Source organism: Streptomyces sp. NPDC002754, assembly GCF_053592315.1.
The window spans coordinates 58,259-81,441 of the sequence record NZ_JBSFVM010000008.1 but is presented as its reverse complement, the minus strand read 5'-3'; the positions used below and the strand labels follow the sequence as shown (position 1 = coordinate 81,441).

At 70.1% G+C, this 23,183-nt stretch carries 20 protein-coding genes; 18 read left to right on the top strand and 2 right to left on the bottom strand.

All coding sequences use genetic code 11. The features are described from left to right. Window positions 1–184: 184 nt before the first annotated feature. Both ACWD2L_RS19060 and galE read right to left on the bottom strand, forming a co-directional pair. On the bottom strand, window positions 185–1,126 hold the full coding sequence (locus ACWD2L_RS19060; RefSeq protein ID WP_351334801.1) for a cation diffusion facilitator family transporter: 942 nt from the start codon (window positions 1,124–1,126) through the stop codon (window positions 185–187). 168 nt (window positions 1,127–1,294) lie between these two features. After that, window positions 1,295–2,278, bottom strand: a complete 984-nt coding sequence (galE, locus tag ACWD2L_RS19055; RefSeq protein WP_351334798.1) for a UDP-glucose 4-epimerase GalE — start codon at window positions 2,276–2,278, stop codon at window positions 1,295–1,297. Window positions 2,279–2,783: 505 nt separating this feature from the next. On the opposite strand from galE, the gene ACWD2L_RS19050 reads away from it, so the two are divergent. From ACWD2L_RS19050 to ACWD2L_RS18965, 18 genes are all read left to right on the top strand, one after another. Further along, window positions 2,784–4,550 (top strand): DUF5941 domain-containing protein, encoded by a 1,767-nt coding sequence (locus ACWD2L_RS19050; RefSeq protein WP_351334871.1) that lies wholly within the window; start codon window positions 2,784–2,786, stop codon window positions 4,548–4,550. Further along, the gene (locus tag ACWD2L_RS19045; RefSeq protein ID WP_351334796.1) at window positions 4,547–5,299 is read left to right on the top strand and encodes a phosphocholine cytidylyltransferase family protein; all 753 of its coding nucleotides are present in this window, start codon (window positions 4,547–4,549) and stop codon (window positions 5,297–5,299) included. Before ACWD2L_RS19050 ends, ACWD2L_RS19045 begins: the two co-directional genes overlap by 4 nt. Beyond that, window positions 5,287–6,354: an iron-containing alcohol dehydrogenase family protein gene (locus ACWD2L_RS19040; protein WP_351334794.1), complete on the top strand. Its 1,068-nt coding sequence runs from the start codon at window positions 5,287–5,289 to the stop codon at window positions 6,352–6,354. The genes ACWD2L_RS19045 and ACWD2L_RS19040 overlap by 13 nt, the downstream gene beginning before the upstream one ends. Next, window positions 6,332–7,111, top strand: a complete 780-nt coding sequence (locus tag ACWD2L_RS19035) for a CDP-alcohol phosphatidyltransferase family protein (RefSeq protein ID WP_351334792.1) — start codon at window positions 6,332–6,334, stop codon at window positions 7,109–7,111. Before ACWD2L_RS19040 ends, ACWD2L_RS19035 begins: the two co-directional genes overlap by 23 nt. Window positions 7,112–7,128: 17 nt before the next feature. Further along, window positions 7,129–8,001: a glycosyltransferase family 2 protein gene (locus ACWD2L_RS19030; RefSeq protein WP_351334869.1), complete on the top strand. Its 873-nt coding sequence runs from the start codon at window positions 7,129–7,131 to the stop codon at window positions 7,999–8,001. A gap of 51 nt (window positions 8,002–8,052) precedes the next feature. After that, complete coding sequence (locus tag ACWD2L_RS19025) at window positions 8,053–8,985, top strand: ABC transporter permease (protein ID WP_351334790.1); 933 nt, start codon at window positions 8,053–8,055, stop codon at window positions 8,983–8,985. Next, window positions 8,978–9,763 (top strand): ABC transporter ATP-binding protein, encoded by a 786-nt coding sequence (locus ACWD2L_RS19020; RefSeq protein ID WP_351334787.1) that lies wholly within the window; start codon window positions 8,978–8,980, stop codon window positions 9,761–9,763. The genes ACWD2L_RS19025 and ACWD2L_RS19020 overlap by 8 nt, the downstream gene beginning before the upstream one ends. A 461-nt stretch (window positions 9,764–10,224) precedes the next feature. Further along, window positions 10,225–11,100, top strand: a complete 876-nt coding sequence (gene hpnC / locus ACWD2L_RS19015; RefSeq protein WP_451190347.1) for a squalene synthase HpnC — start codon at window positions 10,225–10,227, stop codon at window positions 11,098–11,100. After that, window positions 11,097–12,059, top strand: a complete 963-nt coding sequence (gene hpnD / locus ACWD2L_RS19010; RefSeq protein ID WP_351334783.1) for a presqualene diphosphate synthase HpnD — start codon at window positions 11,097–11,099, stop codon at window positions 12,057–12,059. Before hpnC ends, hpnD begins: the two co-directional genes overlap by 4 nt. After that, window positions 12,059–12,232 (top strand): DUF6380 family protein, encoded by a 174-nt coding sequence (locus ACWD2L_RS19005; RefSeq protein ID WP_451190229.1) that lies wholly within the window; start codon window positions 12,059–12,061, stop codon window positions 12,230–12,232. The genes hpnD and ACWD2L_RS19005 overlap by 1 nt, the downstream gene beginning before the upstream one ends. Then, entirely contained in the window at window positions 12,229–13,674 is a 1,446-nt protein-coding gene (gene hpnE / locus ACWD2L_RS19000; RefSeq protein ID WP_351334780.1) for a hydroxysqualene dehydroxylase HpnE, read from the top strand. Before ACWD2L_RS19005 ends, hpnE begins: the two co-directional genes overlap by 4 nt. Before the next feature lie 98 nt (window positions 13,675–13,772). After that, window positions 13,773–14,840 (top strand): polyprenyl synthetase family protein, encoded by a 1,068-nt coding sequence (locus ACWD2L_RS18995; RefSeq protein WP_351334777.1) that lies wholly within the window; start codon window positions 13,773–13,775, stop codon window positions 14,838–14,840. A 101-nt stretch (window positions 14,841–14,941) separates the two neighbouring features. Further along, a complete protein-coding gene (gene shc, locus ACWD2L_RS18990; RefSeq protein WP_351334774.1) occupies window positions 14,942–16,948 on the top strand; it encodes a squalene--hopene cyclase in 2,007 nt (668 codons plus the stop codon). Then, complete coding sequence (locus tag ACWD2L_RS18985) at window positions 16,948–17,604, top strand: phosphorylase family protein (protein ID WP_351334772.1); 657 nt, start codon at window positions 16,948–16,950, stop codon at window positions 17,602–17,604. Before shc ends, ACWD2L_RS18985 begins: the two co-directional genes overlap by 1 nt. A gap of 6 nt (window positions 17,605–17,610) precedes the next feature. Then, on the top strand, window positions 17,611–18,633 hold the full coding sequence (hpnH, locus tag ACWD2L_RS18980) for an adenosyl-hopene transferase HpnH (RefSeq protein WP_351334769.1): 1,023 nt from the start codon (window positions 17,611–17,613) through the stop codon (window positions 18,631–18,633). Window positions 18,634–18,640: 7 nt separating this feature from the next. Beyond that, the gene (ispG, locus tag ACWD2L_RS18975; RefSeq protein ID WP_351334767.1) at window positions 18,641–19,804 is read left to right on the top strand and encodes a flavodoxin-dependent (E)-4-hydroxy-3-methylbut-2-enyl-diphosphate synthase; all 1,164 of its coding nucleotides are present in this window, start codon (window positions 18,641–18,643) and stop codon (window positions 19,802–19,804) included. A 33-nt stretch (window positions 19,805–19,837) separates the two neighbouring features. Continuing rightward, the gene (dxs, locus tag ACWD2L_RS18970) at window positions 19,838–21,763 is read left to right on the top strand and encodes a 1-deoxy-D-xylulose-5-phosphate synthase (protein ID WP_351334764.1); all 1,926 of its coding nucleotides are present in this window, start codon (window positions 19,838–19,840) and stop codon (window positions 21,761–21,763) included. Then, window positions 21,760–23,145: an aspartate aminotransferase family protein gene (locus ACWD2L_RS18965; protein WP_351334761.1), complete on the top strand. Its 1,386-nt coding sequence runs from the start codon at window positions 21,760–21,762 to the stop codon at window positions 23,143–23,145. The genes dxs and ACWD2L_RS18965 overlap by 4 nt, the downstream gene beginning before the upstream one ends. Window positions 23,146–23,183 lie beyond the last annotated feature (38 nt).

Sequence of the window (23,183 nt, the reverse complement as noted above, 5' to 3'; positions counted from 1 at the left end):
CGTGCTGTCGGTGTCCCGCAAGTCCCGCTCGGCCGCGTGGCCGGGCGGGACCACCGTAGGCGCCGTTCAGACGCCGAACGCGGCCGGGTAGGTGATCGTGCCCCGCGGCAGCCGCCCGGAATCGTCCCCTTCATCCAGAACGTTCATCCAGAACGGGCGCCATCGTGTGAGCGAAGGGGCTCGCTCAGTGGCACAGCCGCGCCTCGTGCTCGGCGTGTCCGGTGGGCTCCAGCTGGAACGTGCAGTGCTCCACGTCGAAGTGGTCGCCGAGGCAGCCCTGCAGTTCGTGGAGCATCTTCTCGTGGCCGATCGAGCCGAGCATCTCCGTGCTGACGACCACGTGCGCCGAGAGCACCGGCATCCCCGAGGTGATCGTCCACGCGTGCAGGTCGTGCACGTCCTCGACGCCGGACAGCGCCAGTATGTGGGCCCTGACCTCCGCCATGTCGACGCCCTTGGGGGCCGATTCGAGCAGTACGTTCAGCGTCTCGCGCAGCAGCTTCACCGTACGCGGAACGATCATGAGGCCGATGACGAGCGAGGCGATCGGGTCGGCGGGCTGCCAGCCCGTGGTCAGGATGATCGCGGCGGAGATCAGCACCGCGAGCGAACCGAGCGCGTCGGCGGCCACCTCCAGGAAGGCGCCGCGCACGTTCAGGCTCTCCTGCTGGCCCTTCACCAGGAGGGACAGCGAAATCATGTTCGCGACCAGGCCGATCAGGCCGAAGACGATGGTCTGCCCGCCCGCCGTCTCGGCCGGCTCCACGAACCGCTGGACCGCCTCGTACAGGACGTAGCCGCCGACGCCGAGCAGCAGCAGGCAGTTGGCGAGCGCGGCGAGGATCTCGGCGCGCGCGTAGCCGAAGGTGCGCTGGTCGCTCGCGGGGCGGTTGGCGAAGTGGATCGCGATCAGGGCCATCGCCAGGCCGAGCGCGTCCGTCGCCATGTGGGCCGCGTCGGCGATCAGGGCGAGCGAGTCGGCGACGACGCCGCCGATGATCTCCACCACCATCACGGCCAGCGTGATCGACAGCGCGACCCGCAGCCGCCCGCGGTGCGCGGCGGCGGCCGTCCCGGTCGTCGGTCCGTGGCTGTGCCCGTGGTCGTGATCGTGCCCGAGGCCCATCGAACCCCCCCTACGTATCGATCCGGCGCGTTGCCCTGGTCGGGGGCGACGATCACAGTGAACTACGGGTAGGGGGTATCCGCAAACATGGCGCTGAACACCGTTGTCATGTGCCCTGACCTGCGTAAACGATGTGACGCGTGTACGCAGGTCAGGACGCCGCAGTGATCACTTACCGGCCGCCTCCGGGTGCCGCAGACACCAGCCGGCCCAGGCCGACCCGACCATCTCGCGCACATCGCGCCGCGCGCTCCAGCCGAGCTCCTTCTCGGCGAGCGCGGAGGAGCCGACCGCGCGCGGGGCGTCGCCCGGACGGCGCGGTTCGACGATCGCGGGGGTGCGGTTCCCGGACACCTCCGCGATCACGTCGATCAGCTCCCGCACGGAAGCGCCCTGCCCCGTGCCGATGTTGAGCGTCAGATCGCCGCCCGCGTCGGGTTCGGACAGCCGGCGGGCCGCCGCCAGGTGCGCCTCGGCGAGGTCGGCGACGTGAATGTAGTCACGTACGCAGGTGCCGTCCTCGGTCGGGTAGTCGTCGCCGAAGATCCGCGGGGCCTCGCCGCGCGTCAGGCGGTCGAAGACCATCGGGATCACGTTGTAGACGCCGATGTCCGCGAGCTCCGGCGCCGCCGCGCCCGCCACGTTGAAGTAGCGCAGGCAGGTCGTCGCCATGCCGTGCGCGTGCCCGGCCGCCCGCACCAGCCACTCGCCCGCGAGCTTCGTCTCGCCGTACGGGTTCACGGGCGCGGTGGCCGTGGACTCGGTGATGAGGCCCACATCCGGATTGCCGTAGACGGCCGCCGAAGAGGAGAACACGAAGCGGCGCACCCCGGCCGCCGCGACCGTCTCCAGGAGCGCGGCGAGCCCGCCCACGTTGTCCCGGTAGTACAGCTCCGGCTTCTCCACGGACTCGCCGACCTGCTTGTGCGCGGCGAGATGGACGACGCCCGTCACCTCGTGCTCCGCGCACACCCGGGCCACCAACTCGCCGTCCAGCGCCGAGCCGCGCACCAGCGGGATCGCCTCGGGAAGCCGCGAGGGCACCCCCGAGGTCACGTTGTCGAGGACGACGACCCGCTCGCCCGCCTCCGTCATAGCCCGCGCCACATGGGCGCCGATGTATCCGGCTCCGCCGGTGATCAGCCACGTCATGGCGCACCACCCTATGACCGATCCGAGCTCGTCCCGGTTTGTCGATACCGGCTACCCCCGGTTACGGACCCGGGCCGACCCTGGTTTGTGGCCCGAGTACTTGATCGTCAATGATGAGCGCGCGGTCGGCCAGGTCATGTCGCACACGACAGCCCCTCGCGGACCGCATGAGACAGGGGCCAATCGGTCGGTAAACGGGCAGCGAACGCCTGGTTGCGCCATCCGATAGCCTCTGCCGACATGCCGCCCGGCCGCGCCCCAGGGACTGCGCCGGGTGACCCGCCTGCGTCGCGACGTCTGGCACGCGCGCTCGCTGTGTTGCCGAAAGGCCCGAGTAGCTCCGCTACTAGGACCTTCCGGCGCCTTGCGATCGCACGCACCAGACGCCGCGACGCCCGCCCTCCGGGCGGACGACGGGCCACCCGGCGCAGCCCCTGGGCGCCGGGCGCCCCACCATGCATGAGCCCGGCGCGCTCTCGCGTCGGCACCCAAGGAGTGAGTTCGTCTGTCGACCGCCATCGTCACCGGATCGCCGGTTCCCGGATCGTCCCTGGAGGGAGATCTGCGGGGGCTGGGCTTCGACGTGCGGTTCGCCCCGGACCCCGCGGCCGCCGAAGAGGCGCTCGCGGCCGTCCCCGGCGAGCAGCGGGTCGCGGTCGTCGACGCGGGCTTCGTGGGCCATGTCCACGCCCTGCGCCTCGGCCTGACCGACCCGCGCTTCCCCGCGTCGGCGATCCCCGGCGCGCTCACCGCGCAGCCCGCCGCCCGCCAGGCGCTGACCCGCGCGGTCGCGCGGACCGGCGTCGACCCGGACGTCGTGGCCAAGAGCCTGGAGGCGGACGGCACAGACGTGCACCGCGCCGAGCTCGGTGAGCTCGTCGCCGCGGTGCCCGCCGACCCGCAGGCCCGCAACGAGGCGCGGCAGGCCCTCGCCTCCGTCGACGACGAGGCGATCCGGCTGCGCACGGCGGTCAAGGCGCGCGACGGCTTCTTCACCACCTACTGCATCAGCCCGTACTCCCGGTACATCGCGCGCTGGTGCGCACGCCGGGGCCTGACCCCGAACCAGGTCACCACCGCGTCGCTGCTCGTCGCGGTGATCGCGGCCGCCTGCGCGGCCACCGGAACCCGCGGCGGCTTCGTCGCGGCGGGCGTCCTGCTGCTCGCCTCCTTCGTCCTGGACTGCACCGACGGGCAGCTCGCGCGCTACTCGCTGCAGTACTCGACGATGGGCGCCTGGCTGGACGCGACGTTCGACCGGGCCAAGGAGTACGCCTACTACGCGGGCCTCGCGCTCGGTGCCGCCAACGCGAGCGGTGACGATGTCTGGGCGCTCGCGCTCGGCGCCATGGTCCTTCAGACCGGGCGGCACGTCATCGACTTCTCGTTCAACGAGGCGAACCACGATGCCGAAGCCAACACCAGCCCCACCGCGTCCCTTTCCGGCAAGCTCGACTCCGTCGGCTGGACCGTCTGGGCCCGCCGCATGGTCGTGCTGCCGATCGGTGAACGCTGGGCGCTGATCGCGCTGTTCACCGCGCTGACCACACCGCGCATCACCTTCTACATGTTGCTCATCGGCTGCGCCCTCGCCGCCTGCTACACCACCGCGGGCCGCGTCCTGCGCTCGCTGACCCGCAGGGCACGCCGTACCGACCGTGCCGCACAGGCGCTGCGCGACCTCGCCGACTCCGGCCCGATCGCCGAGCTGGTCGGCAGGACCCTCAAGGCGAAGGCGGCCCCGGTCGTCGCCGCCGTAGGGGCCGTCGCCGTCGTCGCCGTGAGCGGACTCACGGACTTCGGCAGCGTCTGGCCGATCGTCGCCGCGGCCGTGTACTGCATCACGTCGGGCCTCGCGGTCGCCCGCCCCCTCAAGGGCGCCCTCGACTGGCTCGTGCCGCCGATCTTCCGGGCCGCCGAGTACCTCACGATCCTCGTCCTCGCCGCCCGCGCGGACGTACAGGGCGCCCTGCCCGCGGCTTTCGGCCTCGTGGCGGCGGTCGCCTACCATCACTACGACACGGTGTACCGCATTCGCGGCGACGCCGGGGCGCCCCCGCACTGGCTGGTGCGGGCGATCGGCGGGCACGAAGGCCGGACACTGGTGGTCACGGTCCTCGCCGCGCTGTTCACCCCCACAGATTTCACCGTCGCGCTCACGGCGCTCGCCGTGGTCGTGGCACTCGTGGTGCTCGCTGAGAGCATCCGCTTCTGGGTCGCTTCCGCTCAGCGCGGAGCACCCGCCGTACACGATGAAGGAGAACCCGCATGATCGGCCTCGTCCTGGCCGCCGGCGCCGGCAGCCGGCTCCGTCCCTACACCGAGACGCTTCCCAAGGCGCTCGTGCCCGTCGTGGGCGAGGGGACCGACAACGAGCTCTCCGTACTCGACCTCACGCTGAAGAACTTCGCGGAGATCGGTCTCACCGAGGTCGGCATCATCGTCGGCTACCGCAAGGAGGTCGTCTACGAGCGCCAGGCCGCGCTCGAGGCGAAGTACGGCCTGAAGCTCACGCTCATCGAGAACGACGTGGCCGAGAAGTGGAACAACGCCTACTCCCTGTGGTGCGGCCGTGACGCCATGAAGCACACGGTGATCCTCGCCAACGGCGACACCGTGCACCCGGTCTCCGTCGAGAAGACGCTGCTCGCCGCCCGCGGCGACGGCAAGAAGATCATCCTCGCGCTCGACACGGTCAAGGACCTGGGCGACGAGGAGATGAAGGTCGTCGTGGACCCCGACAAGGGCGTCCAGAAGATCACGAAGCTGATGGACCCCTCCGAGGCCACCGGCGAGTACATCGGCGTCACCCTCATCGAGGGCGAGGCCGCCGACGAGCTGGCCGACGCCCTGAAGGCCACGTACGAGCGTGACCCGCAGCTGTACTACGAGGACGGCTACCAGGAGCTCGTGAACCGCGGCTTCAAGATCGACGTCGCGCCCATCGGCGACGTCCCGTGGGTCGAGATCGACAACCACGAGGACCTGGCCAAGGGGCGGGAGATCGCGTGCCAGTACTGACGAGACTCATTCCCTCGCCGGTCGTCGTCGACATTCGGTCCGGGGCGCTCGACGACCTGGCCAAGGTCCTCGCCGACCAGAGGATCTCGTCGTCCACGGGGCGCCTGGCCATCGCGATCAGCGGTGGTTCGGGCGCCGCCCTGCGGGCCCGCCTCGAGCCCTCGCTGCCCCGCGCCGAGTGGTTCGAGGTCGGCGGCGGCACCATCGACGACGCGATCAAGCTCGCCGACGACGTCAAGAAGGCCGGGCGCTACGACGCCCTGGTCGGCCTCGGCGGCGGCAAGATCATCGACTGTGCCAAGTTCGCGGCCTCGCGCGTCGGCGTGCCGCTGGTCGCCGTCGCGACGAACCTGTCGCACGACGGCCTGTGCTCGCCCGTCGCGACCCTCGACAACGACGCGGGCCGCGGCTCGTACGGTGTGCCGAACCCGATCGGCGTCGTCATCGACCTCGACGTGATCCGCGAGGCCCCGGTGCGTTTCGTGCGCTCCGGCATCGGTGACGCCCTCTCCAACATCTCCGCCGTCGCGGACTGGGAGCTGGGCGCCCGTGAGCGGGGCGAGGACATCGACGGCCTGGCCGCCGCCATGGCCCGGCAGGCGGGCGAGGCGGTCCTGCGGCACCCCGGCGGCGTCGGCGACGACGCCTTCCTCCAGGTGCTCGCCGAGGGCCTGGTCCTCACCGGCATCGCCATGTCGGTCTCGGGCGACTCGCGGCCGGCCTCGGGGGCCTGCCACGAGATCAACCACGCCTTCGACCTCCTCTACCCCAAGCGCGCCGCCAGCCACGGCGAGCAGTGCGGCCTGGGCGCGGCGTTCGCGATGCACCTGCGCGGTGCCCACGAGCAGTCCGTGTACATGGTCGAGGTGCTGCGCCGGCACGGGCTGCCGGTGACGCCCGAGGAGATCGGCTTCACCGTGGACGAGTTCGTGAAGGTCGTGGAGTTCGCTCCGCAGACCCGTCCGGGCCGCTTCACGATCCTCGAGCACCTCGACCTCTCCACCGATCAGATCAGGGACGCCTACGCCGACTATGCAAAAGCCATCGGTAGCTGAACTCCGCCCGGTAGTTCACCCCGTAGGGGTGAAGGACCGCAGGAGCGGTGAGCACTGGATGGGCCGGCTCTACATGCGCGAGCTCTCGCTGCGTGTCGACCGCCACCTGGTGAACACCAAGGTCTCGCCCAACCAGCTGACCTACCTGATGACCGTCTGCGGCGTCCTCGCGGCTCCCGCGCTCCTGGTGCCCGGCATCTGGGGCGCGGTCCTCGGCGTCGTCGCGGTGCAGCTGTACCTGCTGCTCGACTGCGTCGACGGCGAGATCGCGCGCTGGCGCAAGCAGTACTCGCTCACCGGGGTCTGGATGGACCGCGTCGGCGCGTACCTCACCGACGCCGCCGTCCTGGTCGGCTTCGGGCTGCGCGCGGCCGACGTGTTCGGCTCCGGGCGGATCGACTGGCTGTGGGCGTTCCTCGGCACGCTCGCCGCGCTCGGCGCCATCCTGATCAAGGCCGAGACGGACCTCGTGGGCCTGGCCCGCGCGGCCGGCGGCAAGGAGCAGGTCAAGGAGTCCGCGTCCGAGATGCGCTCCTCCGGCATGGCCCTGGCCCGCAAGGCCGCGGCCGCGCTGCAGTTCCACCGGCTCATCCTGGGCATCGAGGCGACGCTCCTCATCCTGATCCTCGCGATCGTGGACCAGGTCCGGGGCGACATGTTCTTCACGCGCCTGGGTGTGGCCGTCCTGGCGGGCATCGCCGTCCTCCAGACCCTGCTCCACCTCGTGTCCATCCTCGCTTCGAGCAGGCTCAAGTGAGCGGCGGCACACAGCAGTTGAAGGTCGGCGCGGTTGTCATCACCATGGGCAACCGGCCGGCCGAGCTGCGCGCCCTCCTCGACTCGGTCGCCAAGCAGGACGGCGACCCGGTCGAGGTCGTCGTGGTCGGCAACGGCTCCCCGGTCCCGGACGTCCCCGAAGGCGTACGGACCATCGAGCTGCCCGAGAACCTCGGCATCCCCGGCGGACGCAACGTGGGCATCGAGGCCTTCGGCCCCTCCGGCTCCGACGTCGACATCCTGATGTTCCTGGACGACGACGGGCTGCTGCCGCTCACCGACACCGCCGAGAAGTGCCGCGCCGCCTTCACCGCCGACCCCGGGCTCGGCATCGTCAGCTTCCGCATCGCGGACCCGGACACCGGCGAGACCCAGCGCCGGCACGTGCCGCGGCTTCGCGCCGCCGACCCGATGCGCTCCTCGCGTGTGACGACCTTCCTCGGCGGCGCCAACGCCGTACGTACGCGGGTCATCGCCGATGCCGGGCCGCTGCCCGCGGAGTTCTTCTACGCCCACGAGGAGACCGACCTCGCCTGGCGGGCCCTCGACGCGGGCTGGATGATCGACTACCGCGCCGACATGGTGCTGCACCACCCCACCACGGCCCCGTCGAGGCACGCGGTCTACCACCGCATGGTGGCCCGCAACCGCGTCTGGCTGGCCCGCCGCAACCTGCCCGCGCTCCTGGTGCCCGTGTATCTCGGCGTCTGGCTGCTGCTCACTTTGGCCCGCCGGCCATCGGGCCCGGCACTGAAGGCCTGGCTCGGCGGCTTCAAGGAGGGCTGGACGACCCCCTGCGGGCCCAGGCGCCCCATGAAGTGGCGTACCGTGTGGCGGCTGACCCGACTGGGCCGACCCCCTGTCATCTGACAAGCTCGTGCCTGACGGCAGGCCGTGCATTTGAAGACGAAAGTTCCTCTTGTGAGTGAGACAACGCATGACGCCGGTGTCGCGGTGAGCGCGCCCCCGTCGCCCGACGACGGGCTCTCCCGGCGCGAGCTCGCCGCCAAGTACGGCTTGACCGTCAGCGGGGCCCGCCCGGGTCTTTTCCAGTACGCACGGCAGCTGTGGGGCCGGCGCCACTTCATCCTCGCCTTCTCGCAGGCGAAGCTGACCGCCCAGTACAGCCAGGCCAAGCTCGGCCAGCTCTGGCAGGTGGTGACGCCGCTGCTGAACGCGGCGGTCTACTTCCTGATCTTCGGCCTGATCCTGGGCGCGGACCGGGGCATGGGGCACGACGTGTACATCCCGTTCCTGGTGACGGGTGTCTTCGTCTTCCACTTCACCCAGAACTCGGTGATGTCCGGAGTCCGCGCGATCTCCGGCAACCTGGGTCTGGTGCGCGCGCTGCACTTCCCGCGTGCCTCGCTGCCCATCTCCTTCGCCCTGCAGCAGCTCCAGCAGCTGCTGTTCTCGATGATCGTGCTGGTCATCGTGGCCTGCGCCTTCGGCAGTTACCCGAGCCTGTCGTGGCTGCTGATGATCCCGGCGCTCGCGCTGCAGTTCCTCTTCAACGTGGGCCTCGCGCTGATCATGGCGCGGGCGGGCTCCAAGACTCCGGACCTCGCGCAGCTGATGCCGTTCGTCATGCGTACGTGGATGTACGCGTCCGGCGTCATGTTCTCCATCCCGATCATGCTCAAGGGCAAGCCGGGGTGGATCGCCGACGTGCTCCAGTGGAACCCGGCCGCGGTCTACATGGACCTGATGCGCTTCGCGCTCATCGACGGCTACGACCGGGAGGGCAACCTGCCGCCGCACGTGTGGGGCCTCGCCCTCGGCTGGGCCGTGCTCGTCGCGGTGCTCGGCTTCATCTACTTCTGGAAGTCAGAGGAGCGGTACGGCCGTGGCTGATCTCGACAAGACCTCCGATGCGCACGTCCCGACGGTCATCGCCGACGAGCTGCACATCGTGTACCGCGTCAACGGCGCCAAGACCGGCAAGGGCAGCGCCACCTCCGCGCTGAGCCGGATCGTCAAGCGCGGCGACGAGCGCGGCGTGCGCAAGGTGCACGCCGTCAGGGGCGTCTCCTTCACCTCGTACCGCGGCGAGGCCATCGGCCTCATCGGGTCGAACGGCTCCGGCAAGTCGACCCTGCTGCGCGCCATCGCGGGCCTGCTGCCGGCCGAGAAGGGCAAGGTCTACACGAACGGCCAGCCCTCGCTGCTCGGTGTGAACGCGGCCCTGATGAACGACCTCACGGGCGAGCGGAACGTCATCCTCGGCGGCCTCGCGATGGGCATGTCCCGCGAGGAGATCAAGGAGCGCTACCAGCAGATCGTCGACTTCTCCGGCATCAACGAGAAGGGCGACTTCATCACGCTCCCGATGCGGACGTATTCGTCCGGCATGGCCGCGCGCCTGCGCTTCTCCATCGCGGCCGCCAAGGACCACGACGTGCTGATGATCGACGAGGCGCTTGCCACCGGTGACCGCAAGTTCCAGAAGCGCTCCGAGGCCCGCATCCGCGAGCTGCGCAAGGAGGCCGGCACGGTCTTCCTGGTGAGTCACAACAACAAGTCCATCCGCGACACCTGTGAGCGCGTCCTGTGGCTGGAGCGCGGGGAACTGCGTATGGACGGTCCGACGGCCGAGGTACTCAAGGAGTACGAGAAGTTCACGGGCAAGTAACCGCCCGCCTCTGGACCACGTCATATGAGGCCCCACCGGCTTCCGTCCGGTGGGGCCTCTGATATGCCTGTAGACACCAAGTAATTGGCGATCACGGTCAAGGACGGGTCAACTTCCTTGCCCTGAAGGAATCTTGGCGTCAATCGGTGTGTTGTTGTGATGTGCAGAACACCCCGACGTGAGGGCGGGCGTTGTACAACGTAAGCTGTACCGGCCTCAATCGCGGCATGTGGGGCGATAAGACGCGACATCCCGGCCCCTGTGGGGCTGGGCGGCCGCGCGGCCGGTCAAGCGGCGTGTCCGAAATGAGATGCATTGGGTCCGCAGTGTAGAACGGGAGTTGTGACGGCAATGGCTATGGAAACTCTCCAGCTCCACGGGGCTTTCGCCGTCCTGGGGGAAGTGGGCCGCAACCGGTGAGCGCGCACGCCCGAGTGCGCCCCGAGAGCCCTGACGACACAGTGAGCCCGGTGAGCGCCACCCTCGACAAAGCCGCCGAGGAGAATTTCCCGGTGGCACCCTTCTTCCTGCCGCGCGCCTGGCGCGACGACCTGATGGCCGTGTACGGCTTCGCACGCCTCGTCGACGACATCGGTGACGGCGACCTCGCCCCCGGGGGTGCGGACGCCCGCTTCCTGGGCGTGTCACCCGATCGGGCGCACGACCGCGTCGCGATGCTGGACGCGTTCGAGGCCGACCTGCGGCAGGTCTTCGACGGCACGCCCCGACACCCACTCCTCAAGGCGCTGCAGCCCACCGTCCGCCGCCGCTCGCTGACCCCCGAGCCGTTCCTCGGCCTCGTCGCCGCGAACCGCCAGGACCAGCTGGTCACGCGCTACGAGACGTACGACGACCTGCTGGCCTACTGCGAGCTGTCCGCCAACCCCGTCGGCCGCCTCGTCCTCGCGATCACCGGCACCGCGACCCCCGAGCGCATCCGCCTCTCGGACGCGGTCTGCACCGCGCTCCAGATCGTCGAGCACCTCCAGGACGTGGCCGAGGACCTGGACCGGGACCGGATCTACCTGCCGGCCGAAGACCTGAAGAAGTTCCACGTCGACGAGAGCGATCTCGCCGCGCCGACCGCGGGCGCATCGGTGCGCGCGCTGGTCGCGTACGAGGCCGAACGCGCCCTGAAGCTGCTGAATGAAGGCACCCCCCTGGTGGGTAGCGTCCACGGCAGATTGAAGCTGCTGCTGGCAGGGTTCGTGGCAGGGGGGAAAGCGGCGGTCCACGCGATCACCGTCGTTTCGTACGACGTACTTCCGGGACCACCCAAACCCACCAAAGCGCGATTGCTGCGCGAGGTGGGAGCGACTCTGCGAGGAGAGGGGTGAGCAAGACCGTGGAGTCAGACCAGACCGTGTCGGCGCCGGTGCTCGCCGCATACAGCTACTGCGAGACCGTCACCGGCCAGCAGGCCCGCAACTTCGCCTACGGGATCCGGCTGCTGCCGACCTCGAAGCGGCGCGCCATGTCGGCCCTGTACGCGTTCTCGCGCCGCGTCGACGACATCGGCGACGGCGGCCTCGAACCCGACATCAAGGCGCACCGGCTCGACGAGACCAGGTCACTGCTGGCCCGGGTCCAGGACGGCAAGGTCGAGGAGGACGACACCGACCCGGTGGCCGTCGCCCTCGCCGACGCCGCGAGCCGCTTCCCGATCCCGCTCGACGGGCTCGACGAGCTGATCGACGGCGTCCTGATGGACCTGCGCGGCGAGACCTACGAGACCTGGGACGACCTGAAGGTCTACTGCCGGTGCGTCGCGGGCGCCATCGGGCGGGTCTCGCTGGGCGTGTTCGGCACGGAACCGGGGGCGCGCGGCGTCGAGCGTGCGCCGGAGCTCGCCGACACGCTCGGTCTCGCGCTGCAACTCACCAACATCCTCCGGGACGTGCGCGAGGACGCCGAGGACGGGCGCACCTATCTGCCCGCCGACGACCTCGCGAAGTTCGGCTGCTCCGCCGGGTTCCACGGACCCGTGCCCCCGGCGGGCTCGGACTTCGCCGGGCTCGTGCACTTCGAAGTGCGGCGCGCCCGCGCCCTGTTCGCCGAGGGCTACCGCCTCCTGCCCATGCTCGACCGGCGCTCCGGCGCCTGCGTCGCCGCCATGGCCGGCATCTACCGCCGGCTGCTCGACCGCATCGAGCGCGACCCCGAGGCCGTGCTGCGCGGCCGGGTCTCGCTGCCCGGACACGAGAAGGCGTACGTCGCCGTACGCGGCCTGTCCGGCCTCGACACCCGCACCGTCGTGCGCGGCGCCACCCGCGGCACCACCAGGAGGCGCGCCTGATGGACACCGCGGGCCAGGGTGACATGGCGAGAACCAAGCGGCGGGCAACCCTCCGCCGCGACGCCGCGTCCCTGCATGCAACGGTCGGTCGCCTGTTCGCCACACCCGTCGAACCCGGCCCCACGCAGGCCGTACGCACCACCGAAGGCACCACCCAGGGGGAGGGCGCATGAGCGAGGGGACCACGGCCGGCGACGTGCGCGAGGCGGAGGCCGCCGGGAACCGCGCGCGGCCCACCGCGGTGGTCGTCGGCGGTGGGCTCGCGGGAGTCACCTCCGCGCTCGCCCTCGCCGACGGCGGCATGGACGTCACCCTCCTCGAAGGGCGCCCGCGGCTCGGCGGCCTCGCGTTCTCCTTCAAGCGCGGCGACCTCACCATCGACAACGGCCAGCACGTGTACCTGCGCTGCTGCACCGCCTACCGCTGGTTCCTCGACCGCGTCGACGCCACCTCGCTCGCGCCCCTGCAGGAACGACTCGACGTACCCGTACTGGACGCCGAGAAGAATCGCCTCGGCCGACTGCGGCGCACCGCGCTGCCCGTGCCGCTGCACCTGGCCAAGAGCCTCGCCACGTACCCGCACCTGTCGCTCGCCGAGCGTGCCGCCGTCGGCCGGGCCGCGCTCGCCCTCAAGGGCCTCGATCCCACCGATCCGGCGCTCGACAAGCGGGACTTCGGCTCCTGGCTGGCCGAGCACGGTCAGACGCAGCGGGCCATCGAGGCGCTGTGGGACCTCGTCGGCGTCGCGACGCTGAACGCAGTGGCGGGCGAGTCCTCGCTGGGCCTTGCCGCCATGGTCTTCAAGACCGGGCTGCTGTCCGAGCCCGGCGCCGCCGACATCGGGTGGGCCAAGGTGCCCCTCGGTGAACTCCACGACACTCTCGCCCGCAAGGCGCTCGACTCCGCGGGCGTACGCACCGAACTCCGTACACGCGTCACCTCCATCTCCCGTACGGACAACGGTCGTTGGGCCGTCGAGGTTCCCGAAGGGCCGGATACTTCCGGGCGGATTCTCGCCGCCGACACCGTCGTGCTCGCCGTGCCGCAGCGCGAGGCGCACGACCTGCTGCCCGCGGGGGCCCTCGACGACGCGGGCCGGCTGCTCGACATCGGCACCGCGCCGATCCTCAACCTGCACGTCGTCTACGGCCGCAAGGTCCTCAAGCAGCCCTTCTTCACCGCGCTCGGCTCGCCCGTCCAATGGGTCTTCGACCGTACGGACGCCTCAGGCCTGGCCCGTACGCTGCCGGGCGCCCAGTACCTCGCCGTCTCCCAGTCGGCCGCGCAGGATGACATCGACGCGCCGGTCGCCACCCTGCGCGAGCGGTACCTGCCGGAGCTGGAGCGGCTGCTGCCCGCCGCGCGCGGTGCCACCATCCACGACTTCTTCGTCACCCGGGAACGGTCGGCGACCTTCGCGCCGGCCCCCGGGGTCGGCGCGCTGCGGCCCACGGCCCGCACCAATGCCCCCGGCCTGTACCTGGCCGGCGCGTGGACCGCCACCGGGTGGCCCGCGACCATGGAAGGCGCTGTCCGCAGCGGCACCAGTGCCGCCGACGCGGCGCTCGCCGCGCTCGGCCGCCCCCGCGGCCACCTGTACCGGGAGGCAGCGTGACGTACGAACTTCCCACGGTTGACGTGACCAGCGAACTTCCGTCGGTGGAGATGCCGACAACGCCGACAACGGTGAATCCGGTAACACAAGGAGAGACTGTGCCACCTGTGCCCTCGGCCCCAGAGGCTGCCGACGCGGTGGACGTGACCGCGCTTTTGGAGCGCGGCCGAACCCTGGCCACCCCCGTGCTGAAGGCGGCGGTGGACCGCCTGGCAGCACCGATGGACACCGTCGCCGCCTACCACTTCGGCTGGATCGACGCCGCGGGCAACCCGGCCGACGGTGACGGCGGCAAGGCCGTGCGCCCCGCTCTGGCCGTGCTGTCCGCGCAGGCCGCGGGCGCCGACCCGGAGGTCGGCGTGCCGGGCGCCGTCGCGGTCGAGCTCGTCCACAACTTCTCGCTGCTGCACGACGACCTGATGGACGGCGACGAGCAGCGCCGCCACCGCGACACCGTGTGGAAGGTGCACGGCCCCGCCCAGGCCATCCTCGTCGGCGACGCCCTCTTCGCGCTGGCCAACGAGGTCATCCTGGAGCTGGAGACCGTCGACGCCGGCCGCGCCACGCGCCGCCTGACCACCGCGACCCGCGCCCTCATCGACGGCCAGGCGCAGGACATCGGCTTCGAGCACCGCGAGCGCGTCAGCGTCGTCGAGTGCCTGGAGATGGAGGGCAACAAGACGGGCGCACTGCTCGCCTGCGCCTCCTCCATCGGCGCCGTCCTCGGCGGCGCCGACGACGCGACAGCCGACGCCCTGGAGAAGTACGGCTACCACCTGGGCCTCGCCTTCCAGGCCGTCGACGACCTGCTCGGCATCTGGGGCGACCCCGAGTCGACCGGCAAGCAGACCTGGAGCGACCTGCGCCAGCGCAAGAAGTCCCTCCCGGTCGTCGCCGCCCTCGGCGCAGGGGGCCCGGCCTCCGAGCAGCTCGGCGAGCTCCTCGCCGCCGACGCCAAGGACGTTGACTTCGACACCTTCACCGAGGCGGACTTCGCCGCCCGCGCCGCCCTCATCGAGGAGGCCGGCGGGCGCGAGTGGACCGCCGAAGAAGCGCGGCGCCAGTACGCCGTCGCCCTCGAAGCCCTGGACTCCGTCCAGATGTCAGCCACGGTGCGCGCCCAGTTCGTGGCGCTCGCCGACTTCGTTGTCGTACGAAAGAGATGATCACTATCGGCCGCATATGACTCGCAGTCGCCGGCCGGTGTCCCGCCAGGGCTCCGGCCGACGGTTACCCAGCATCAGAACCACTGCATGAAGGGATAGCCATGACAGCGACGACCGACGGAAGCTCCGGAGCCACGGCACCGCAGACGACCTCGGCCACCACTGCCCAACTGACCGACACAACCCCCGCGGCGGCCGGGACCCAAGTCGCCGCAGGACGAGCCATACAGCGTGCCACGGACTTCCTGCTCGCGCGGCAGGACGACCGGGGCTGGTGGAAGGGCGACCTCGACACCAACGTGACGATGGACGCCGAAGACCTGTTGCTGCGCCAGTTCCTCGGTATCAGGGACAAGGCGACCACCGACGCCGCCGCCCTGTTCATCCGCGGCGAGCAGCGCGAGGACGGCACTTGGGCCACCTTCTACGGAGGGCCGGGCGAACTGTCCACCACCATCGAGGCGTACGTCGCGCTGCGCCTTGCCGGTGACTCCCCGGACGACCCGCACATGGCCAAGGCCTCCGCGTGGGTACGCGAGCGCGGCGGCATCGCCGAGTCCCGTGTGTTCACGCGGATCTGGCTGGCTCTGTTCGGCTGGTGGAAGTGGGACGACCTCCCCGAACTCCCGCCGGAGCTCATCTACTTCCCCAAGTGGATGCCGCTGAACATCTACGACTTCGGCTGCTGGGCCCGGCAGACGATCGTGCCGCTCACCGTGGTCTCCGCGAAGCGCCCGGTGCGCCCCGCACCGTTCCCGCTGGACGAGCTGCACACCGACGCCCGCGACCCGAACCCCGCCAAGCCCCTTGCCCCGGTGGCGAGTTGGGACGGCGCGTTCCAGCGGCTCGACAAGATCATGCACGGCTACCACAAGGTGGCCCCGAAGCGGCTGCGCAAAGCGGCCGTCAACGCCGCGGCCCGCTGGATCATCGAGCGCCAGGAGAACGACGGCTGCTGGGGCGGTATCCAGCCGCCCGCCGTCTACTCCGTCATCGCGCTCCACCTGCTCGGCTACGACCTCGAACACCCGGTCCTCAAAGCCGGGTTGGCGTCCCTCGACCGGTTCGTCGTGTGGCGCGAGGACGGGGCCCGGATGATCGAGGCCTGCCAGTCGCCGGTGTGGGACACGTGCCTGGCGACCATCGCGCTCGCCGACGCGGGCCTGCCCGCCGACCACCCGGCGCTCGTCCGGGCCGCCGAGTGGATGATCACCGAGCAGATCGACCGGCCCGGCGACTGGTCCGTACGCAAGCCCCAACTGGAGCCCGGCGGCTGGGCGTTCGAGTTCGACAACGACAACTACCCCGACATCGACGACACCGCCGAGGTCGTGCTCGCGTTGCGCCGCGTGGCCCACCCCGACAAGGCGCGCCTCGAGAAGGCCATCGAGCGCGGCGTGCGCTGGAACCTCGGGATGCAGTCGAAGAACGGCGCATGGGGCGCCTTCGACGTCGACAACACCAGCCCGTTCCCCAACCGGCTGCCGTTCTGCGACTTCGGCGAGGTCATCGACCCGCCGTCCGCCGACGTCACCGGGCACGTCGTCGAGATGCTCGCCATCGAGGGCCATACACGCGACCCGCGCACCCGGCGCGGCATCGAGTGGCTGCTCGCCGAACAGGAGGGAAACGGCGCGTGGTTCGGCCGCTGGGGCGTCAACTACGTCTACGGCACCGGGTCCGTGGTGCCCGCCCTGATCGCGGCGGGGCTGCCCGCCTCGCACCCCGCGGTCAGACGGGCCGTCAGCTGGCTGGAGTCCGTCCAGAACGAGGACGGCGGCTGGGGCGAGGACCTGCGCTCGTACCGCTACGAGGACTGGAAGGGGCACGGCGCCTCGACCGCCTCGCAGACCGGCTGGGCGCTGCTCGCGCTGCTCGCGGCCGGCGAACGGGAGTCGAAGGCCGTCGAGCGCGGCGTCACGTACCTCGCCGACACCCAGACCGAGGACGGCACCTGGGACGAGCCGTTCTTCACCGGGACCGGCTTCCCCTGGGACTTCTCGATCAACTACCACCTGTATCGGCAGGTGTTCCCGCTGACCGCGCTCGGCCGGTACGTCAACGGCGAGCCGTTCAGTGGATTGGGCGCCGCCGCCAAGGGGAGCTGATGACCGCATCGCCGACGGACCGGTCGCCGCAGGCCGCGCCGCTGCTGGTCGCCTGTGCGCTCGGCATCGAGCACCTCGCGCTGCGCAGCGGCAGCCGGGCCGGGGCCACGAGCCCCGTGACCGTGCTGCGTACGGGCATGGGGCCCAAGGCCGCCGAAAGCGCGGTGGCCCGCGCCCTCGGTGACGCGGTGCTGCGCGACGCCGCCGTCGTGGCCACCGGGTTCTGCGCCGGGCTCGCGCCCGGAATGCACCCCGGTGACCTGGTCGTGGCCGAGGAGACCCGTGACGGGCACGGCAGCACGCCGTGCACGGGCACGGAACTCCTGGTCAAGGAGTTGGTCAGGGCCGTGCCCGGCAAGACCGTGCACACCGGGCCGCTGACCGGCTCGGACCACGTGGTGCGCGGTCACGAGCGCGCCGACCTGCTCAGCACCGGCGCGATCGCCGTGGACATGGAGTCGGCCGCGACCCTGCGGGCGGCCGGTGTGGCCGGAAGGCGTCCGGTTGCCGCCGTCCGGGTGGTCGTGGACGCTCCAGAACATGAACTCGTCAGGATCGGCACCGTTCGCGGTGGACTATCGGCTTTCCGTGTCCTTCGTGCCGTCCTACCCGCCTTTTTTGAATGGCACCGTTCGTTGCTGCTCCCTCGGAGGTGAGCCCAGATGGCCATGCCGCTTCGTCAATCCATCAAGGTTGCGACATATCTCGCTGAACAGAAGATCCGCCGGCGGGACAAGTTTCCGCTCATCGTCGAATTGGAGCCGCTCTACGCCTGCAACCTCGCGTGCGAGGGATGCGGAAAGATTCAGCACCCGGCCGGGGTGCTGAAGCAGCGCATGCCCGTCGCGCAGGCCGTCGGCGCCGTCCTCGAATCGGGCGCCCCGATGGTCTCCATCGCCGGCGGCGAACCGCTGATGCACCCTCAGATCGATGAGATCGTGCGCCAGTTGGTGGCCAAGAAGAAGTACGTCTTCCTGTGCACCAACGCGCTGCTGATGCGCAAGAAGATGGACAAGTTCACGCCGTCCCCGTTCTTCGCCTTCACCGTGCACATCGACGGCATGCGGGAGCGGCACGACGAGTCCGTCGCCAAGGAAGGTGTCTTCGACGAGGCGATCGAGGCGATCAAGGAGGCCAAGCGGCGCGGCTTCCGTGTCACCACGAACTCGACGTTCTTCAACACGGACACCCCGCAGAACATCATCGAGGTGCTCAACTACCTCAACGACGACCTCGCGGTCGACGAGATGATGATCTCGCCCGCGTACGCTTACGAGAAGGCGCCCGACCAGGACCACTTCCTCGGCGTCACGCAGACCCGCGAGCTGTTCAAGAAGGCCTTCGCGGGCGGCAACCGGCGCCGGTGGCGGCTCAACCACTCGCCCCTGTTCCTCGACTTCCTCGAGGGCAAGGTCGACTTCCCGTGCACCGCGTGGGCCATCCCCAACTACTCGCTCTTCGGCTGGCAGAAGCCCTGCTATCTGATGGCCGACGGGTATGTGACGACGTACAAGAAGCTCATCGAGGAGACGGACTGGGACGCGTACGGCCGCGGCAAGGACGCGCGCTGCGACAACTGCATGGCGCACTGCGGCTACGAGCCGACCGCCGTGCTCGCCACCATGGGGTCGCTGAAGGAGTCCATCCGCGCCATGTCCGAGACCGTCGCCGGGAACCGTGGGTGAGCGCGTCATGAACGGAGAGCCCGTCTCACTGGGCCTCCCCGAGGTACCGGTCCGACCCATCGCTGAACGGCGAGTCAGCCGTCAGATCCAGGTCGGACCGGTGGCCGTGGGCGGCGGGGCACCCGTATCCGTGCAGTCGATGACCACGACCCGCACGTCGGACATCGGCGCGACGCTCCAGCAGATCGCCGAACTGACCGCCTCCGGCTGCCAGATCGTGCGCGTGGCCTGTCCGACGCAGGACGACGCGGACGCGCTCGCGACCATCGCGCGCAAATCGCAGATCCCCGTGATCGCGGACATCCACTTCCAGCCGAAGTACGTGTTCGCCGCCATCGACGCGGGGTGCGCGGCGGTGCGCGTGAACCCGGGCAACATCAAGCAGTTCGACGACAAGGTGAAGCAGATCGCGCGGGCGGCGTCGGACGCCGGCACACCGATCCGCATCGGGGTCAACGCCGGCTCGCTGGACAGGCGACTGCTCCAGAAGTACGGCAAGGCGACACCGGAAGCCCTGGCGGAGAGCGCACTGTGGGAGGCCTCGCTCTTCGAGGAGCACGGCTTCCGGGACATCAAGATCTCGGTGAAGCACAACGACCCGGTGGTGATGGTCAACGCGTACCGGCAGCTCGCCGCCGCCTGCGACTATCCGCTGCACCTGGGTGTCACCGAGGCAGGGCCCGCCTTCCAGGGGACCATCAAGTCCGCCGTGGCCTTCGGTGCGCTGCTCTCCGAGGGCATCGGCGACACCATCCGGGTGTCACTGTCCGCGCCGCCCGCAGAGGAGTGCAAGGTCGGCATCCAGATCCTGGAGTCGCTCGGCCTCAGGGAGCGGCGCCTGGAGATCGTGTCGTGCCCGTCCTGCGGGCGTGCGCAGGTGGACGTCTACAAGCTCGCCGACGAGGTGAGCGCCGGGCTCGACGGCATGGAAGTGCCGCTGCGGGTCGCCGTCATGGGGTGTGTGGTCAACGGTCCGGGAGAGGCGCGCGAGGCGGACCTCGGTGTCGCGTCCGGCAACGGCAAGGGCCAGATCTTCGTCAAGGGCGAGGTCATCAAGACCGTCCCCGAATCGAAGATCGTCGAGACGCTGATCGACGAGGCGATGAAGATCGCCGAACAGATGGAGAAGGACGGCGCCGCGTCGGGGGTTCCCGACGTCACCGTCGCTTGAGTTCTTAACGACGGACGGGAAGGGGGCTCGAGCGTGACGATTCTGGAAAGCATCCGAGGGCCGCGCGACCTGAAGGCACTGAGCGAGGAGGAGATCGCCGAACTGGCCCACGAGGTCAGGGAGTTCCTGATTCACGCGGTCGCGAGGACGGGGGGACACCTCGGACCGAACCTGGGAGTGGTGGAACTGTCCATCGCGCTGCACCGGGTCTTCGAATCGCCGGTCGACCGCCTCGTGTGGGACACCGGCCACCAGAGCTACGTGCACAAGCTTCTGACGGGCCGCCAGGACTTCTCCAAGCTGCGCGGCAAGGGCGGCCTGTCCGGCTATCCCTCACGTGAGGAGTCCGAGCACGACATCGTGGAGAACTCGCACGCCTCCACGGCGCTCGGCTGGGCCGACGGCCTCGCCAAGGCGCGTCAGGTGCAGCGGGAGAGCGGGCACGTCGTCGCCGTCATCGGCGACGGCGCGCTGACCGGCGGCATGGCCTGGGAGGCCCTGAACAACATCGCGGCCGCGAAGGACCGGCCGCTGATCATCGTCGTCAACGACAACGAGCGTTCGTACGCGCCCACGATCGGCGGCCTCGCCAACCACCTGGCGACGCTGCGCACCACGGACTCGTACGAGCAGGTGCTGGCCTGGGGCAAGGATGTGCTGCTGAAGACCCCCGTGGTCGGGCACACGGTCTACGAGTCGCTGCACGGCGCGAAGAAGGGCTTCAAGGACGCGTTCGCGCCGCAGGGCATGTTCGAGGACCTGGGCCTGAAGTACGTGGGCCCCATCGACGGCCATGACATGGGCGCCGTCGAATCCGCCCTGCGGCGAGCAAAACGCTTCCACGGACCGGTACTTGTGCACTGCCTCACCGAGAAGGGGCGCGGCTACGAGCCGGCGCTCGCCGACGAGGCCGACCGCTTTCACACGGTCGGCGTGATGGACCCGCTGACCTGCGAGCCGCTCGCACCCTCCAACGGGCCTTCCTGGACCTCGGTGTTCGGGGACGAGATCGCGGCGATCGGGCGCGAACGCGAGGACGTCGTCGCGATCACCGCCGCGATGCTGCACCCGGTGGGGCTCACGAAGTTCGCGCAGGAGTTCCCCGAGCGGGTGTGGGACGTCGGGATCGCCGAACAGCACGCCGCCGTGTCGGCCGCGGGACTTGCAACGGGTGGACTGCACCCAGTCGTTGCGGTGTACGCGACCTTCCTCAACCGGGCCTTCGACCAGCTCCTGATGGACGTCGCACTGCACAAGTGCGGGGTCACCTTCGTGCTCGACCGGGCCGGGGTCACCGGCGCCGACGGGCCCTCCCACAACGGCATGTGGGACATGTCCGTGCTCCAGGTCGTGCCGGGCCTGCGGATCGCTGCGCCGCGCGACGCCGACCAACTCCGGGCCCAGCTGCGGGAAGCGGTCGCCGTGGACGACGCGCCGACCATGCTGCGGTTCCCCAAGGAGTCGGTGGGCGCGCCGATCGCCGCGGTCGACCGGGTCGGCGGCATCGACGTACTGCGCCGGGCCGAGGAGCCGCGCGTGCTCCTTGTGTCGGTCGGTGTCATGACGCCGGTGTGCCTGCAGACCGCCGAACTGCTGGAGGCGCGCGGCATCAACTGCACGGTCGTGGACCCGCGTTGGGTCAAGCCCGTCGACCCCGACCTCGCGCCGCTGGCCGCCGCGCACGAACTGGTCGCCGTCGTCGAGGACAACAGCAAGGCGGCGGGCGTCGGCTCGGCCGTCGCGCTCGCGCTCGGCGAGGCCGAAGTCGACGTACCCGTACGGAGGTTCGGCATCCCCGAGCAGTTCCTGGCACACGCCAAACGAGGCGAGGTGCTCGCCGACATCGGCTTGACACCTGTGGAGATCGCGGGCCGGATCAGCACCAGCTTGAATCTCACCGCGGGCAAGGAGAGCAACGGAGAGCAAGGTATGAGCGCCGGTAGGGAGATCAACGCATGAGCAAGGAGTTCGACCTCGGCACGCTGCTCGCCGAGCGCGGCGCCGAACGGTACGAGCTGCACGCCAAGTACCTCAACCACCAGCTGCCGAAGATGCTCCACACCATCGGCTTCGACAAGGTCTACGAGCGGGCCGAGGGCGCGCACTTCTGGGACGCGGACGGCAACGACTACCTGGACATGCTCGCCGGATTCGGTGTCATGGGCCTCGGCCGGCACCACCCCGTCGTACGCAAGGCACTGCACGACGTCCTCGACGCCTCGCTCGCCGACCTGACCCGCTTCGACTGCCAGCCGCTGCCGGGCCTGCTCGCCGAGAAACTGCTGACGCACAGCCCGCACCTGGACCGGGTGTTCTTCGGCAACAGCGGTACGGAGGCGGTGGAGACGGCGCTGAAGTTCGCGCGGTACGCGACCGGCAAGCCGCGAATCCTGTACTGCGCGCACGCCTTCCACGGCCTGACGACCGGGTCGCTGTCGGTGAACGGGGAGGACGGCTTCCGCGACGGCTTCGCCCCGCTGCTGCCCGACACCCCGGTGCCGCTCGGCGATCTCGACGCGCTGGCAAGGGAGTTGAAGAAGGGCGACGTCGCCGGGCTCATCGTCGAACCGATCCAGGGCAAGGGCGTGCACGAGGCGCCGCCCGGCTATCTGCGGTCCGCGCAGGAGCTGCTGCGGGCGCACAAGGCGCTGCTGATCGCGGACGAGGTGCAGACCGGCCTCGGCCGCACCGGCGACTTCTACGCCTACCAGCACGAGGAGGGCGTCGAACCCGACCTGGTGTGCGTCGCGAAGGCGCTGTCGGGCGGGTACGTGCCGGTCGGCGCGACACTCGGCAAGGACTGGATCTTCAAGAAGGTCTACTCGTCCATGGACCGGGTCCTCGTCCACTCGGCGAGCTTCGGCTCCAACGCGCAGGCGATGGCGGCGGGCCTTGCCGTCCTGTCCGTCATGGAGGACGAGGAGACCGTCGCGAACGCTCGGGCGATGGGCGACCTGTTGATGGCCCGGCTCGGCGCGCTGGTGGACCGCTACGAGCTGCTGAGCGACGTCCGTGGGCGCGGCCTGATGATCGGCATCGAGTTCGGCCGCCCCAAGTCCCTGAAACTGCGCAGCCGTTGGACGATGCTGCAGGCCGCGCGCAAGGGCCTGTTCGCGCAGATGGTCGTGGTGCCGCTGCTGCAGAAGCACCGGATCCTGACCCAGGTCTCCGGCGACCACCTCGAAGTCATCAAACTGATCCCGCCGCTGATGGTGAACGAGGACGACGTGGAACGGTTCGTCGAGGCGTTCACGGCGGTCATGGATGACGCGCACAGTGGGGGCGGACTGATGTGGGACTTCAGTAAGACGCTGATCAAGCAGGCGGTGGCGAATCGCTGAGGGTGCTGAGGCCGCTGCGGCGGCGGGTGGCTTCGGGG

Excerpts from the sequence above, each read along its gene's own strand:
- ACWD2L_RS19060 (WP_351334801.1), bottom strand. The coding sequence starts at position 1,126 with ATGGGCCTCGGGCACGATCACGACCACGGGCACAGCCACGGACCGACG.
- galE (WP_351334798.1), bottom strand. The coding sequence starts at position 2,278 with ATGACGTGGCTGATCACCGGCGGAGCCGGATACATCGGCGCCCATGTG.
- ACWD2L_RS19045 (WP_351334796.1), top strand. The coding sequence starts at position 4,547 with ATGATCGGCCTCGTCCTGGCCGCCGGCGCCGGCAGCCGGCTCCGTCCC.
- ACWD2L_RS19035 (WP_351334792.1), top strand. The coding sequence starts at position 6,332 with ATGCAAAAGCCATCGGTAGCTGAACTCCGCCCGGTAGTTCACCCCGTA.
- ACWD2L_RS19005 (WP_451190229.1), top strand. The coding sequence starts at position 12,059 with ATGGACACCGCGGGCCAGGGTGACATGGCGAGAACCAAGCGGCGGGCA.
- hpnE (WP_351334780.1), top strand. The coding sequence starts at position 12,229 with ATGAGCGAGGGGACCACGGCCGGCGACGTGCGCGAGGCGGAGGCCGCC.
- shc (WP_351334774.1), top strand. The coding sequence starts at position 14,942 with ATGACAGCGACGACCGACGGAAGCTCCGGAGCCACGGCACCGCAGACG.
- ACWD2L_RS18985 (WP_351334772.1), top strand. The coding sequence starts at position 16,948 with ATGACCGCATCGCCGACGGACCGGTCGCCGCAGGCCGCGCCGCTGCTG.
- hpnH (WP_351334769.1), top strand. The coding sequence starts at position 17,611 with ATGGCCATGCCGCTTCGTCAATCCATCAAGGTTGCGACATATCTCGCT.
- ispG (WP_351334767.1), top strand. The coding sequence starts at position 18,641 with ATGAACGGAGAGCCCGTCTCACTGGGCCTCCCCGAGGTACCGGTCCGA.
- ACWD2L_RS18965 (WP_351334761.1), top strand. The coding sequence starts at position 21,760 with ATGAGCAAGGAGTTCGACCTCGGCACGCTGCTCGCCGAGCGCGGCGCC.